We start from the raw sequence: 13,522 nt of genomic DNA, 5'->3' as shown, positions 1-13,522 counted from the left end.
TGATGGCAAAGCTGGTTTATCGCGTGGTGTCCGCGTGCGGCGCGTTGGGATATGGTTTTCCCCGTGAATCGCTGCAAAAGGCGCTGGAAGGGCGGATCGATGCCGTGATCTCGGATGCGGGATCGATGGACGCCGGCCCCTATTACCTGGGCACGGGAACCGAGTACTTCGAACGCGAGGCCGTGAAGGCGGACTTTCGCCACATGGTCGAGGCGGGCGAACGCATCGAGGGTCCGGTCATCCTGGGAAGCTGCGGCATGGCGGGCGGCAACCGCAACCTGGACTGGATGATCGACGTCGCCAAGGAAGTGTTTGACGAGCTGGGCGTGAAGGACCGCGCCGTGGCTGTCATCCGGTCCGAGCTGGACCCGGCCAGCGTGATCCGCGAATTTCGCGCGGGTGCGCTTCGGCCCACGGGCGCCGGGCCGGAGCTGGATGCAGCGGCGCTCGAAGAGAGCACCATCGTGGGTCAGATGGGCGTGCATCCGCTCATCACTGCGCTGGAAAGCGGCGCGAAGTACGTGCTGGCAGGCCGCTCGTGCGACATTGCACTGTTCGCGTCCGACATGATCCGCCGCGGTATCGATCCGGGTCTGGCGTATCACGTGGGCCACGTGCTGGAATGCGGCGCGCTGGCCTGCGATCCGGGCTCGCCGTCGGATTGCCTGATTGCCGAGATCTACGACGACGGCACGGCGCTTTTCGTGGCGCCGGACTCCGGACGGCGCTGCACGCCGTATTCGATTGCGGCGCATTCGCTGTACGAGGAAAGCCATCCGCAACTGCAGTTCTATCCCGAAGGTATCCTGGCGATGGAACACACGGAATTCTTCGCGCGCGACGCCCGCACCGCCGGTATCCGCAACAGCCAATTCGTGCATGCGGGCAAGCCTTGGCCGTGGAGCATCAAGCTGGAGGGCGCGCGGCGGCTGGGCAAGCGCAAGGTGTCGCTGGTTCATCTGGATCCCGCGGACCTGCCGCGTGTGCCTGGCGACGTGCTCGTCTATGGCCGCAACGGGGTCCAGGCCGTGCCGCTGCGCGCGGGCGAAAAGGAGCTGGGTCTGATCGTGGAAACGTGCGCGGCGACGCCGCAGGCGGCCGAAACGCTGGCCAGCCTGCTGACCCACTATCTGATTCATTACGGTTACGCGGGGCGCAAGGCCACCGCCGGCAACATTGCCTATCCGCTGTCGCCCAATCTGGTGAGCTTCCGGCGTGAAGATGGGCAGTACGGCGCGGTGGTTCCCAGCGGCACGCGCGATCCGGTGTTCCAGGCCAATTACCCGATGATCAAGGACGCAGTCATCACGCTGGTTCAGGCGGAATTTCCGGACGCGCTGCGCGCCGCCACCTGGAAAATCCATGAGGCCGACGCGAGCCATCCGGTCGCGCTTGTGCGCACCATCGACCGCGATCCCCGTGTGCTCGCCGATCGCCATCACGCCGAGCTGCAACGCCTGCTGTCGCTGGCCGCCGCGCGCGACGGCTCGCGGATGGACATGGATGCCGGCGATGCCTACGAATGGACGCTGTACCACCTGCTGCAGAACGAAGACATCATCAAGAACCGCATGTTCCCGATCACCTACTTCCGCGCCAACGGCGCAACGTGGACGGAAAGCGGATCCGGCAGGCCGCGGTACTACGACATCGGCATCACGGACTACCAGGGCAATCTGGACGACCGCACGCTGTCCCTGATCGCCGACGTGCCGCCTGAAGGCGCGCCCCAGCGCGAACAACCGCTGCTCGACATGGCCGTGGTGGTCCGCAGCAAGGACGCGGGCATCAACCGGCTGACGTTCGACATCGTGTTCAACTCGGCCGCTGATTACGAGGCCGCGTTGCGCTCGAACGTGTTCTGCCCGGCCAATGTGGCGCAGGTGCTGGGCGTGGCGCCCGAGCGCGTGGTCGGCACGTTCTTCGTGGATAGCTGCAACGCCATCAAGCTGACCATCGACCGTCCGAACATTTCTGCTTCGCCGGATGAGCGCGACGTGTTCGGGGCGCAGCAGCAGGCCGTCATCGAGCGTCTGTCGATACCGCATTACGCGGAGCGGCTGGCGATGGCCTCGGCGCTGTAGCGCGTGTTGAGGCCGCCGCCGATCGCGAACGGGAAGGGCGATCGGCGGCGTGCGTTTGTGGGGTCGTCCCCGGTTTCGTGCCAGAATTGCGGGCTGTTCAACCGCCATCGAACCCGAGAAGAAGCCGATGAAACCTGGAATTCCCGCCCTACGATTGTTGTCCCTGGCTGGCTTGTTCTCCTTGTCCGCGCCCGCGCTGGCCATCGATTGCAAGAAGGCATCCACCGGCGTCGAGAAGCTGATCTGCGCCGACCGCGGCGCGGTGTCCGCCGACGCGGAATTGAATCGCAGCTACAGCGCACTGTTGAAAGCCGCGCCCGATGCCGAGATCCGCACCATGCTGATCGACGGCCAGAAGCGTTGGCTGGCGGCGCGCGACAACGCACTGGAAAGATTGATCGAGTCGCCGGAGCTCCTGCCCGACGGCAAGACCCCCGCGCAGGCCGCGCGCAGCCTGATCCAGGCGCGCAGCGCCCAGTTCAAGGAAAAGGCCAAGGGGTCTGATACGCCGGTCCTGATCGCGCGGGCGCTGGATCAGCGCAAGTTCCGGGCGCAGTTCACCGGCGGTCCGTTTGCCGGGTTTGCGTCGTCGTGCGACGTGCTGCCGCCCGACTACAACAACTACTCCTGCTTCGCGACCCGCCACTACCAGCACAATGACCGCGTCTGCTCGGTCGACGAGTACTGGGCTTCCGGCGGCGTCTACACGAAGCGCTACGTGGCCAGCGTGGTGAACGGCAAGCCCAAGGTCATCGCGTCGTGCTCGTTCAGCAGCGCCGACGAGGCGTGCGACGACGGCAATGGCAAGACCCACTGGAACCGGTCGCCGGCAGCGCCCGATTTCAGTTATGCCGACAAGCCTCTGCCGAAGATCGACGGCGAAATCTTCGATACCGACGACTACGAATGGGCGCAGGCTTGCCTGGCAAGCCCGGTGTATCCCGCTGCCAAGTAGCGCGTTCAGGCCTGCGCGGCCGCGCGTGGGCCTGACGGGGAAGGTGTCAGACTGTAATCGCGCCCGCGCTGGCCGTGAGGGCCGGACCGCGCCCGCCGGATGAACATTTCCCATGCGGGGCACACGGCGCGCGGACGGTTCGATCACGATGCCCCGGGCTGGTCGGCCGCAAGATTTGGAAACGGACTGCGCCGCGCAGCGGTAATTTCGTCCACGGCACGGACGTAGAATCCCGCTTTTCGTCAATGCCACGCGGCCGTCAGGAACCAATCATGAAAAAAGCCATCCTTCTTGCATCCGTCTGCGCGGCGCTGCTGTCTGCCTGCGCGCCCACGACCTCACCCCGCGAAGGATCGTCCATGCCTGATTCCGCCACCATGTCCGCCGAAACTCAGGCCGGCCTGAGCGCCTACCACTGGCGCCTGACCGCCGCCACCGATGCCGCGGGCAAGTCCATCGCGGCGCTGCAAAAGGGCGTCGAGCATCAGGTGCGCCTGACCTTCAAGGACGACGGCGTGAACATCCGCGGCGGCTGCAATGCGCAATTTGGCGGGTACACGTACAAGAACGGCGTGCTGACCATCGCGAATCTCGCGTCGACGATGAAGGCCTGCGAACAAAGCCTGATGCAACTCGATGCCGAGATCGCCCAGCGCCTGAAGGGCGATCTGCGCGTGACGATGTCGGGCGACAAGGCCGAGCCGACGCTGGACCTCACGACGCAGGACGGCAGCGTGCTGAAGTTCGTCGGCGAACCCACGCCGGAAACGCTGTACGGCAGCGCGGGCCAGATCATGTTCCTGGAAGTGGCGGCCAAGCGCGCCGAATGCAGCCATCCGATGATTCCGCACTATCAGTGCCTGATGGTGCGCGAACGCAAGTTCAATGACGCGGGCATCGCGCTGCCGGCGCCGGACAAGTGGCAGCCGCTGTACCAGTCGATCGAAGGGTTTGAGCATCAGGAGGGCGTGCGCACCGTGCTGCGCGTCAAGCGTTACGACTGGAAGAACCCGCCCGCCGATGCGCCCTCCAAGGTCTACGTGCTGGACATGGTGGTGGAGCAGGACGCCTCGGGCAAGCGCAAGTAAACGGTGAGGTTCGCGTGGAGGGGCGTTAGCGCGATCCGCGCGGTTATCGCCCTGTTCGCGGTCAGCGCCCTTGGCCCGGTCACCAGGTGACGTAGAACATCGCCTTGGCCAGCACGACGATGGCCAGCATGTGGCAGAACACGCTCAGGTGCAGACGCCCTTGCAGCGCACCGGTGAGCTTGCGCTGCCTGGCCAGCACTAGCGCGGTCGCCACATGAATCAGCACGCTGATGGCCAGCGCGATCTTGATGGACAGCAGCAGGCCGAACGATGAGGCCAGCGGCGCGGACAGCGCGCCGCGGTGCTGCCACGCCAGCCCCAATCCCGCCAGATACAGCACCACCACCGACCACGGCACCACCGAACGCACGCGCGGCCCAAGCTGGCTACCCAGCGCCTTGCGCACCTCGGGCGGCAGGCGGCGGTGCACTGGTTCAAGGAACAGCACCTCAAAAGTGACCGTGCCGACAAACAGGAAGGCCGCAAGCAGGTGCACGATGAGCAGCACGGGATAGAGGGTCATGACGGCATTCTCCGCCCGCAGATGACGGCGCGAAATGACAAACATCAACCGCGCCATCGCAGGGTTGAATCGCCCCAACAACCGGCGCCCGTCGAACCTTGGTGTCAGACACCCGTTGTGACGCCGCCACACGCTCGGCCGTTGGTGTCAGACACCCGTTGTGAAGCCGCCACAAGCTCGGACCCTTGGTGTCAGACACCCGTTGTGATGCCGCCACATGCTGACGACATCTTCGGCGGGTGTCTGACACCGACCCAAGCAAACCGCCCGGCAAACCAGCCGGGAACTCAGGTCACTTGCCCGCCGGCTGCAGCGTCAGCGTATCCGACCGCTGGCTATCCACCTTGGCCCGGCTGAAGGCCATCGGGAAATACTCGCCCGTCGCCCAGCCCTTGATCAGGTCCTGGTAATGCGGGCTGCGCGGATCCGCCGATTGGCCCGGCACGTTCTGCACGCGCGAGTTGTCCCAGTCGGACACGTCGATCACCTGGCGGTACGACGCGCCGCTGGTCACGCGGTAGTCGCTCTTGCGGAACGTCGCGCGATGCACCGTGTCGTTGTCGCCGCCGACCGGATAGCGCGGCGTGCCCCACGCCTTGGCGGTGTCGGGCGGCAGCAGGCTGGCCAGGCTGTGATCGAACTGGATGTGGTGCAGCTTGCCCCACTGCCACTGCTTCGAGTCCGGCCCCATCTTCGCGGTGAGCTTCGTGAGGCCATCGGCCAGCGCCTGCAACAGCAGGGCGTCGCGGCCCTGGTCCGGACGAGGACCAAAGGCGGCATCGGGCGTGGCCAGCTTTTCCAGTGTCTTGCGGGTGGAAAGCTCGCCGAATGCCGCGCGCCCGTTTGCCGGCACATACAGGTCGGTTACGCGTTTGACGACCTCGGGCAGCCAGAACGCATAGACGGTGGCGGCCCGGGAGTCGGTGGCCATGCGGTAGTCCCAGTCCTTCAGCAGGCTCAGCGCTTCGCCGACCTTCGCGTCCGCCGAATTCAACGACTTGGCGTAGCCGCCCAGCGTGCGGGCAGGAATCGACAGATTGTCGAACTGCAGGTCCTGCGACTGCTGCACGGTCAGCCCCTTGCCGTCAGCCACCACCTCGCGGATTCGCTGGATGCGGAAGGGCTCGGCCCAGGTGCGCGCCGACTTGTCCTTGTACGGATAGTTGGCGGGCAGGTTGTACTCGTTGGCCGTGGCGACATAGCCTTCCGGCGGATTGAAGACGCGGGGCAGGGCGTTGCCGGGCAGCACGCCGCGCCATTCGAAGTCGCCATTGCCCGGCACGGGCAGCATGCCGGACCAGTCGTTGCGCGGACGGATGGGCGCGATGCTGCCGCCGAACCAGCCGATGTTGCCGTCCACGTCCGCGTAGACCATGTTCTCGCTGGGCGTGTAGTGCTTTTCCATGCCGGCCACGAACTCGTTCCAGTTCTGGGCCTGATTCAAGCGCAGGCTGGCCAGATAGGCGGCCGTACCCGGGAATTCCAGGTAGGCGGCGCGCAGGGCGTAGGCCTTGCGGCGCACCGGGTCTTCGTGGATAACCGGACCATGACGCGTGAACTTCAGGCTGCGCATGGCAGGCGACGCGCCGCGCACCGGAATGCTCTCGTCGATCTGGCGCATCTTTTCCCAGCGGCCCTGGTAGCGGTATTCGCCGGGGTTCGCGGGGTTGGTGTCGTAGACGTACAGGTCTTCCTCGTCGCCGAACGCGAAGATCGTCAGGCCGAACGCGATGCGGTCGTTGTGGCCCATCGACACCCCGGGCAATGCCGGTTCGCCCGCGCCGATCACGTTCCAGCCCGGCGCATTCAGGTGGACCATGTAGCGCAGCGACGGCATCGTGATGGACCGGTGCGGGTCGCCTGCCAGGATGGGCTTGCCGGTGGCGGTGCGCTCACCGCTGAGCGTCCAGTTGTTGCTTTCGTAGCGCGGCGCCAGCGGATCGAAGGCCGGGTCCAGCGACGCAAGCCGCCCCTCGGACAACGCGCTCGCCAGCTTGGCGCGTTCATCCGCGGCAAGCGGGCTGCGCGGGAAGTCGCCCGCCTCGAACTTCTGGCCGTCACGCGCCAGCCGGTAGGTGGCCAGGACGGACTTGTTGATCTGGCGCACGTCCAGGCCGGCAGGCACCTGCAGCGCCAACGGCGGCTCGAAGGTGCTCAGCCCCTGCACGTTGTTCAGGCCCAATGCGGCGATCTGCTCGGACATCCGCACTTCCTCGCTGACGTTGCGCGTCAGGCCGTAAATGCGGATCAGGGACGTCTCCGGACTCCAGTAGCCCGGCTCGGTGCCGGTCAGCTTGAACTCCGGCGGAAGCTGGTCGGGATTGGCCTTGACCCAGTTCACGTAGGCATTGATGCCGTTGGCGAATGCGGTGAGGATGGCCTGACCTTCGGGGTGGTAGCTGGCGAATTCCGCCTGCATGTCGCCGCGGTACAGGAAGAGGCGCGCGGCGCGATCCTGCTCGATGAAGCGCGGGCCGAACTGTTCGGCCATCTTGCCTTCGCCCTGGCGGCGCCACAGGTCCAGTTGCCACAGACGGTCGCGCGCGGCCGAAAAGCCCTGGGCAAAGAACAGGTCCGCCTGGTTCTTGGCGTAGATGTGAGACACGCCGTGCTTGTCCCTGACGATTTCCACGGGCTGAGAGAGCCCCGGCATGGCAATCGTGTCCTTCTTGCCGCCTGGCGAGGCGCAACCCGCCAGCACTGCGATCAGGCCGCTTGCCAGGAATGCGGCGGCCCTGCGCTTGAACGTACGCATAGACTTCTCCTCCGGTTATTGATCTTTTCTTTGCCGGCAGTACGTCAAACGCTGGAAGCCGCGCCGAACGCAACACCATGCAGCGACTAGAACTAAAGCAGAAGCGTGGGGAGAACTGTTTTATTTGATTAGATCTGGCAGCACTTGTAACGCTTCGTTGAAGTCTGGTCACTAGGGGAAAGCGCACCTGGCTGACATCACGTCGTCTAATGACGCGATCAGGCATGAAATTTTTGGTCACGACATCGCGCGCCGGCCGGTAAACTCGGGCGCCCTGAATACCGCGGGCGCGCTTGCTGTTCGCCGTCCTCACCCATTGCCGTACCTCATGCCGATCTCCGACCTCGCACGCAGCCTGTCCCGTCCCATCCTCGCCGCCGATGACCTGGAGTCGATGGAGCAGTTCTTCAGTCGGCCCGAGGTTGGCGCCTTCCTGACCCATGCCCGCAACCCGGCGAACACTGCTGCGGCCCTGCGGGATTGCGCCCTTCTTCTGCCGCAACTGCATCCTTCCCATGCTGCGGCGCTTGCGCTGATGGGCGGATCGCTGGTGGAGGGCGGCGCCGATCCCGCCATTCTGTTTCCCACGCTGCACGCACTGCTGCGCGATTGGCTGCAACGCCTGCGACCGTTCTGCGCGCAGGAAGTCGAAGAGGACGACGAGGAGGTCGAAGAGACCGACCGCCAGGCTTGGACGGACGCGCAGGCCAGGTTGGCAGCGGTGCCGCAGGACGCATTCTGGGAGGTTGAAGCCCTGCAAGCGGCCGTGGACGTGCTGGTGCTGCCGATGATGACCATGCTCTTGCGCCACCGTGGCAATCATCAGGCGTTCATCGCCGACGACGCGCTGATGGCCTTGCTGTATGCCATGACCTCGCTCAACGACAGCCTGCCGTTCGACCAGCTGCATTTCCTGTGGCTGGCATCGCGCGTCAGCTACGAAGACGAACTGGTAGTCGTGCTGCCGGCGTCCGGAACGGGTTTCATCGCCGAGGCCCACGCCATCAACAACACCTTTCACGCCCTCACGCTGCTGCAGATCCTGATCGGCGAACACGCGCAGGCGCTGCGCGTGCAGCGGGACATCGCCTCGCGCACGCCGGACATGGATGGCGACACGGCCGACTTCCAGTGGTTGCAGGCCGGCGCGTATGCCGGAGGCGAGCTGAAGAACATGCTGAAGTGGGCATGGGGCGAAGCCGCGCTGCGCGACCATCCGTCCCGCCACGGAAAGCGCGTGCTGATCGCGTTGGAAACGGACGAGGGCACCAAGCGCAACTGGTCGGGTTTCAACGGCGCGATCCACGAGGCGCAGCAGCCGTCGATGACGTTCAAGCGCTATCTGACGCCGGAGGAAGTGGCGTCGTATCTGGCGTGAACCGGCGCAGGTTCAGCTGCGTCCGAACAACCCGTCCACGCTGTCCTGCAGGTCGAAGACGTCCGACACGGCATACAGGCCCACCGGCTTGCCCAGTCGGCTGGTGTCCGGCGGCGTTTCCACGCAGGCCTTGATCAGCACGAACTGGCCGGCCGGATCCGGCATGAACTTCATGCCGGCGACCGACATCCGTTCGATCTGTACGCTGCCATCGTTGTAGCGGCGGCCGCGCGCGGGCTTGTCGCGTACTTCGTCGATGGCGGGCACATGGTCGAAGACGGCGTCATAGAACTCGATGACCGGGCTTTGGTTGGTCTGCGCGCAGTGGTGGACATACGCTGCGTGATAGCGGCCGTCGAGCTGGTATGACACCACATCGCCCGCCCGGTAGAACGTCAGGCTGTCGGGCAGGCCGGGCGCGCGCTTGAGCGGTGCGGGCGGCGTGTGCAGGAAGGCGGCCTTGATCGCGGCGGTCTTGCGATGAAAATCGTCGCTCAGGGCTACGGCCTCGTTCAGGGCGTCGATGGCGGCATCCGCGCGGTCGGCGATACCGGCTTCGGCGATGCCGTACTTGTGCAGCAGGATGGCCAGCGCCACGGCGGTTTTGTGGCGATACAGCGGCGAGGCCGCGTCGTCGCTCGCCTGCAGCACGCAGTTCCAACGGCGCAGCAGGCGCGTCAGTACGCTGTCCGATGGGTTGGCCGCAATGGCGGAGTCATGGCGGGCGCGCGCCATGGTGTCTGCCAGCAGGCGCGCAAGGTCTTCGTCCAGCGTCTGGACCAGGATGTCGGCGGCGAGTTTCTTCAGCGCCTGGGCGTGGGTAATGGCGGTCATGGTGTCGGTCGTGGCCGCGCCGCAGGAGCCGGCGCGGGCCGAGCGGGCGGCGGAGGATCAGGCCCGCAGCGTGTCCCGCAGAGGATAAAGGGGGATGGTATCCCCCTCGTTACCAGATGCAAACCGATCCGCCGATCATTTGCCAAATGGCGTCGCGCGGCGGGGCAGGCAGCCCCGTTGCCGCGCGAGGTCATCGTGTTGCAGACATCACCACCTGCGCTCCGACCCGCTTGTGGGCTGCGCTGCCGACTGGCCCATGCCGCCGGTCCGGACGGTGGATTCGTATTTCTTGTAGTCCTCAATGTACGTGGACGAGTTGACGTTCGGGCTTTCCTCGCCAGCCCATTGTTCTTCCAGCCCGGCTTCGCGCCATGCGGCCAGGTCGCGTTCGACGTCGGCCCGGGTGGGCGTGAAGTCCGAGGAAGGCGCCGCGGTGGCCGGCGCGGTTGAGGCGGATTGCGCACCCGCGGGGCTGGACAGCAGGGCAAATGCCGCCAGCGCAGCGGGGATAAGGGCGCGGAATGGCAGGACAGGGTTCATGAAGGGCTCCTTGGGGGTGCGTGGGGGCGCAGCGTTGGGACCGGTGCCGTTCGGGGCGCGCGCGATAGCGCCACGCGGCCGAGGGCAGCTGCGGGACCGGATGGGCGGAGTCATGGTCCGGCGGGCTCAGGCGCCGGTTTGCGGGCCTGCAGATCGCGAGCGCAGACGGGGTGGTGACCCGACAGGCGCTTGGAGGCCCGGGTCTCATGCCTTCGTGCTCATCGTAGAGCCGCATGGGTGCAGGCCGCATACTCAAATCTGAGTACACCAAGCGGCGCACAGGCCTACAACAACGACGCCAGGCGGACCAGTTCGGATTGGCGGCTGCACTCCATCTTGGTCAGCAGAGACGCCACCTGCTTGCGCACCGTCAGGACCGAGGCGTGGCGCAGCGTGGCCACTTCCTCGACGCTGTGACCGGCGGCCAGTCCGGCCAGCACCGCGGCTTCGGCATGCGTGATGGAGAACACCGATTGGAGCTTGGTGACGTCGGGCATCGCGAACGCGCTCTTCTTGCGCATTCGCATCAGCAGCATCCGGCCGCCGATGAGGCTGAGCGCAGGCGGCGCGGCGCTGATGTCGACCCAGAACAGCTCGCCCCAACCCGAGGCCGTGGCCATCGACCGCATCTGGCCGTCACGCGCCACGGCGGCACAGTGCGCATCCAACAGCCGTTGCACCTTGGCTTCCGCATGGCGCAGCCGGCGGCCGTGCAGCGTCCAGCCGTTGACGTCGTCCAGAAAGCCCACGGCCAACGGCGACAGTTTGTCGACGATGCAATCCACGCTGATCAGCAGCACGGCTTCGTTGACATCGGAAAACGCGCTTTCCAGCGACTTCCATCCGATTGCGCGGTTGCGCTCGCGTTGCGACAAGTGGTGGCGCAGCGCGCGGAAATAGCGGGCGTAGTCGCCGGATTGCAGCCGGTCGCTGGCCTTCGCGTCGATGGACGAACGCTGAAAGCCGATCGCGGCGTGCAGCACGGTGTTCGATTCGATGATGAGCGACAGCACCTGCGCCATGCGATGCCGGGCCATGAAGTCCGCATAGAACTCGGTGCGCTGCAACTGCGCGGGTTCGTACATCCGCGTGGTGTCCAACCAGGTGCCGGCGGGTGCATTGCGCCCCTCCTGCTCAACGATGTCGCAGTTGCAGTAGTGCTCCTGGTAATCCGAGACGCACGCGTCGGAAAAACCGATGGCGGTCAGGGTCAGCAGCTTGTTCCTGGCGTCGAACACGATGAGCGCGCCGCTGTCGGCCCCGACAAAATCGCGGGCGGTGCCCAGGATGTCGCGCCACGGCGGTTCGGGGTCGGTCAGGTGGTCGACGGCCTCGACGGCGCGGCGCAATGCGATTCGATGATCGGGCATGGCGAGCCTCCAACTCTGGTTCAAACGTAATCGCTGCTACGTGTCACAGATGGTGGTAGGTGGCGCCGGCCGGCAAGACATGGCGGCGCACCGCTGCTGCGGATCAAAGCGGAGAGCGCGTCGCAGGGAGCGTACAGGGATAGCGGCGGGCCCAGCGCAGATTATCGTCGCAAATTTGCGGGCGATGATGATTTTGCTGTGCTTTCCCGCAAGGAAAATGGCGTGTTGATGCGGCGATACCAGGAAAATTCAACTGGCGCGAAACCCCTGCATATCGCCGCGTGACACCGCCGCGCTTATTGCGCCAGCAGTTGCAGCAGCAGCGCCTTTTTCGGTTCGTCCGCCTTGCGCGCCAGTGCCGCCAGCTTCTTGTCGGATCCGAACAGCCGTTCGCGCACATGCGCCCTCAGGTGCTCGGGCAGTGCGGCCAGTGCGTCAGCCAGCAGCGCAAGCAATGGCGCATCTTCAATCGTGAACCCCGCGGGCGGTTTGAAGGCGTCGGTGCAGACGCACAGGCATGCCACGACGGTGGCAAGGGTCTGCGGCGTCAGCCCATGCTGTTCGAGAAACACGGTGGTGTAGCGGTCCTGCACTGACTGATGTTCGTCGTCCACCAGATCCATGTAGTGGCGCAGCAGCGCAAAGTGGCCGGCGTCGGCCAGACCCAGCGCAAACGTCGCATACGTGCCGGACAGGCAGGCCTTTTCGGCCTCCGCATCCGAATACCATTCGTAGGGCTGGATGGCGGCGTGCGCATAGCGCGCCAGCGCATCGTGCGCCTCGGGATGCTGCGCGGCGTTGGCAAAAAAGCGATGCGTGTCGGACTTGGCCAGGCCCTTGATGGGCAGGTAGTGGCGTGCACGGCTTTTCAGTTCGATGCGGTAGCCGGCCGGAAAGCCCGCGCGCAACAGGCTGGCGAGGAAGTCCAGCGCCAGGCAGTAGGCCGCCGGCGACTCCTGCCGGATCGCAATGGACACGGTGGCCAGTACGTCGTTGGCGGCGCAGGTGACGGTGTCGGTCGCCAGGCGCGTGCAATCGGCGGGAATGGCGCCGCTGCCGCTGGCCAGCATGGTTTCGGCGCGCGCGCTGCCGACATCGCGCGCCAGTTCCAGAAAGGTCAGGCCGAGCGGCCGCGCATAGCCGGGTTCAAAGCGCAGGATCAGCGTTGCCGCATACAGCAGCAGGTCGATGCCGCGGTCGTTGGCATCCAGCGTTGCGCCGGGCTTGAGCTTGTAGGTGTTCGTGCGGAAGGCGTTCTGCGACACGTCGAAATAACGCGGCAGATACTGTTCCTCGGACCAGCGGCGCAGCGCGTGGATGATGGAGCCCCGCTGCTCGGCCAGCGACTCCTGGCCCGCGTTCAGCGCCAGCACGCGCGTGAAGACGGCAATCAGCCAGGGGTAATCGAACTTGGGAAACAGGCGTTCGTTCAGCAGATGGCGGCACAGCAGGCTGATGTGCAGGCGGCCGGTGGATTGGGCGCCGTTCAGCACTTCCTGGTCTACGTATTGCGCAACGCGTTCGCGCAGGCCTTGCTGCTTGGCCTCGTCGGTGTGGTCCACCAGCGTCAGGCGCAGCCGGCCCTCGGTGGTGGGAAACTGCGCGCGAAAGCGGAAGTGGTGGTCCAGGTGCGGTTTGCCGGCAAGCCGGGCGATGCGTTCAAGCACGGCCTCGCGCAGCACGGGCGCCAGCGATTCGTGGACTTCATCGGGACTGAGCGGGCCGTTACGGCCTTCGGCGCGCAGGCCGTCTTCGTCGTCGGGCTCCCAGCTGGGCATGACGTCGAACATGATGCGCGAGGGCTCGTACTCCAGCAGGATCTCGCTGTGGATGCCGGCCTGCAGCGGTGTGCGGGCCACGATCGCGTCGATGTCGTCGCGCGCTTCCAGCTTGTCGAACCAGCCATGAATGGCGGCAAGCGTTTCATCCTGGATCTGCTGGGCGGTCTTGTGATGCAGGCCAATGGCGCGGGACTCGTGGGACATCGTGATTCGT

The 13,522-nt window shown here is 65.7% G+C and carries 10 protein-coding genes; 4 read left to right on the top strand and 6 right to left on the bottom strand.

What is annotated here, in order from left to right:
• Positions 1-2: 2 nt before the first annotated feature.
• From B2W22_RS01340 to B2W22_RS01330, 3 genes are all read left to right on the top strand, one after another.
• Entirely contained in the window at positions 3-2,084 is a 2,082-nt protein-coding gene (locus B2W22_RS01340) for a DUF4387 family protein (RefSeq protein WP_286935977.1), read from the top strand.
• A 127-nt stretch (positions 2,085-2,211) separates the two neighbouring features.
• Positions 2,212-3,039, top strand: coding sequence for a lysozyme inhibitor LprI family protein (locus tag B2W22_RS01335; protein WP_286935976.1), 828 nt, complete (start codon positions 2,212-2,214; stop codon positions 3,037-3,039).
• Between the two features lie 359 nt (positions 3,040-3,398).
• Positions 3,399-4,127 carry an META and DUF4377 domain-containing protein gene (locus B2W22_RS01330; RefSeq protein ID WP_217467847.1) on the top strand — a complete coding sequence of 243 codons (729 nt, stop codon included), beginning with the start codon at positions 3,399-3,401 and terminating at the stop codon, positions 4,125-4,127.
• Between the two features lie 79 nt (positions 4,128-4,206).
• Here B2W22_RS01330 and B2W22_RS01325 read toward each other — a convergent pair whose 3' ends face one another.
• On the bottom strand, positions 4,207-4,650 hold the full coding sequence (locus tag B2W22_RS01325) for a CopD family copper resistance protein (RefSeq protein ID WP_286935975.1): 444 nt from the start codon (positions 4,648-4,650) through the stop codon (positions 4,207-4,209).
• Positions 4,651-4,942: 292 nt separating this feature from the next.
• Positions 4,943-7,405 (bottom strand): penicillin acylase family protein, encoded by a 2,463-nt coding sequence (locus B2W22_RS01320; RefSeq protein ID WP_286935974.1) that lies wholly within the window; start codon positions 7,403-7,405, stop codon positions 4,943-4,945.
• Between the two features lie 328 nt (positions 7,406-7,733).
• On the opposite strand from B2W22_RS01320, the gene B2W22_RS01315 reads away from it, so the two are divergent.
• Positions 7,734-8,783 (top strand): hypothetical protein, encoded by a 1,050-nt coding sequence (locus B2W22_RS01315; protein WP_286935973.1) that lies wholly within the window; start codon positions 7,734-7,736, stop codon positions 8,781-8,783.
• A gap of 12 nt (positions 8,784-8,795) precedes the next feature.
• Here the strand turns inward: B2W22_RS01315 and B2W22_RS01310 are convergent, their stop codons facing one another.
• From B2W22_RS01310 to B2W22_RS01295, 4 genes are all read right to left on the bottom strand, one after another.
• Complete coding sequence (locus tag B2W22_RS01310) at positions 8,796-9,617, bottom strand: hypothetical protein (RefSeq protein ID WP_286935972.1); 822 nt, start codon at positions 9,615-9,617, stop codon at positions 8,796-8,798.
• 207 nt (positions 9,618-9,824) lie between these two features.
• Entirely contained in the window at positions 9,825-10,157 is a 333-nt protein-coding gene (locus tag B2W22_RS01305) for a DUF4148 domain-containing protein (RefSeq protein WP_286935971.1), read from the bottom strand.
• Positions 10,158-10,441: 284 nt separating this feature from the next.
• Positions 10,442-11,527, bottom strand: a complete 1,086-nt coding sequence (locus tag B2W22_RS01300) for a LuxR family transcriptional regulator (protein ID WP_286935970.1) — start codon at positions 11,525-11,527, stop codon at positions 10,442-10,444.
• A gap of 296 nt (positions 11,528-11,823) precedes the next feature.
• The gene (locus B2W22_RS01295) at positions 11,824-13,512 is read right to left on the bottom strand and encodes a DUF6138 family protein (RefSeq protein ID WP_286935969.1); all 1,689 of its coding nucleotides are present in this window, start codon (positions 13,510-13,512) and stop codon (positions 11,824-11,826) included.
• Between the last annotated feature and the right edge of the window lie 10 nt (positions 13,513-13,522).

It is taken from the genome of Achromobacter sp. UBA4530 (assembly GCF_002388205.1).
Taxonomy (GTDB): Bacteria; Pseudomonadota; Gammaproteobacteria; order Burkholderiales; family Burkholderiaceae_B; genus Achromobacter; species Achromobacter animicus.
Note: the sequence above shows the minus strand (reverse complement) of the source record. Positions and strands in the feature narration are given on the sequence as shown.

Bases quoted from the DNA above. Each gene is read 5' to 3' on its own strand.
- B2W22_RS01340 (WP_286935977.1), top strand. From the start codon at position 3: ATGGCAAAGCTGGTTTATCGCGTGGTGTCCGCGTGCGGCGCGTTGGGA.
- B2W22_RS01335 (WP_286935976.1), top strand. From the start codon at position 2,212: ATGAAACCTGGAATTCCCGCCCTACGATTGTTGTCCCTGGCTGGCTTG.
- B2W22_RS01330 (WP_217467847.1), top strand. From the start codon at position 3,399: ATGCCTGATTCCGCCACCATGTCCGCCGAAACTCAGGCCGGCCTGAGC.
- B2W22_RS01325 (WP_286935975.1), bottom strand. From the start codon at position 4,650: ATGACCCTCTATCCCGTGCTGCTCATCGTGCACCTGCTTGCGGCCTTC.
- B2W22_RS01320 (WP_286935974.1), bottom strand. From the start codon at position 7,405: ATGCGTACGTTCAAGCGCAGGGCCGCCGCATTCCTGGCAAGCGGCCTG.
- B2W22_RS01315 (WP_286935973.1), top strand. From the start codon at position 7,734: ATGCCGATCTCCGACCTCGCACGCAGCCTGTCCCGTCCCATCCTCGCC.
- B2W22_RS01310 (WP_286935972.1), bottom strand. From the start codon at position 9,617: ATGACCGCCATTACCCACGCCCAGGCGCTGAAGAAACTCGCCGCCGAC.
- B2W22_RS01305 (WP_286935971.1), bottom strand. From the start codon at position 10,157: ATGAACCCTGTCCTGCCATTCCGCGCCCTTATCCCCGCTGCGCTGGCG.
- B2W22_RS01300 (WP_286935970.1), bottom strand. From the start codon at position 11,527: ATGCCCGATCATCGAATCGCATTGCGCCGCGCCGTCGAGGCCGTCGAC.
- B2W22_RS01295 (WP_286935969.1), bottom strand. From the start codon at position 13,512: ATGTCCCACGAGTCCCGCGCCATTGGCCTGCATCACAAGACCGCCCAG.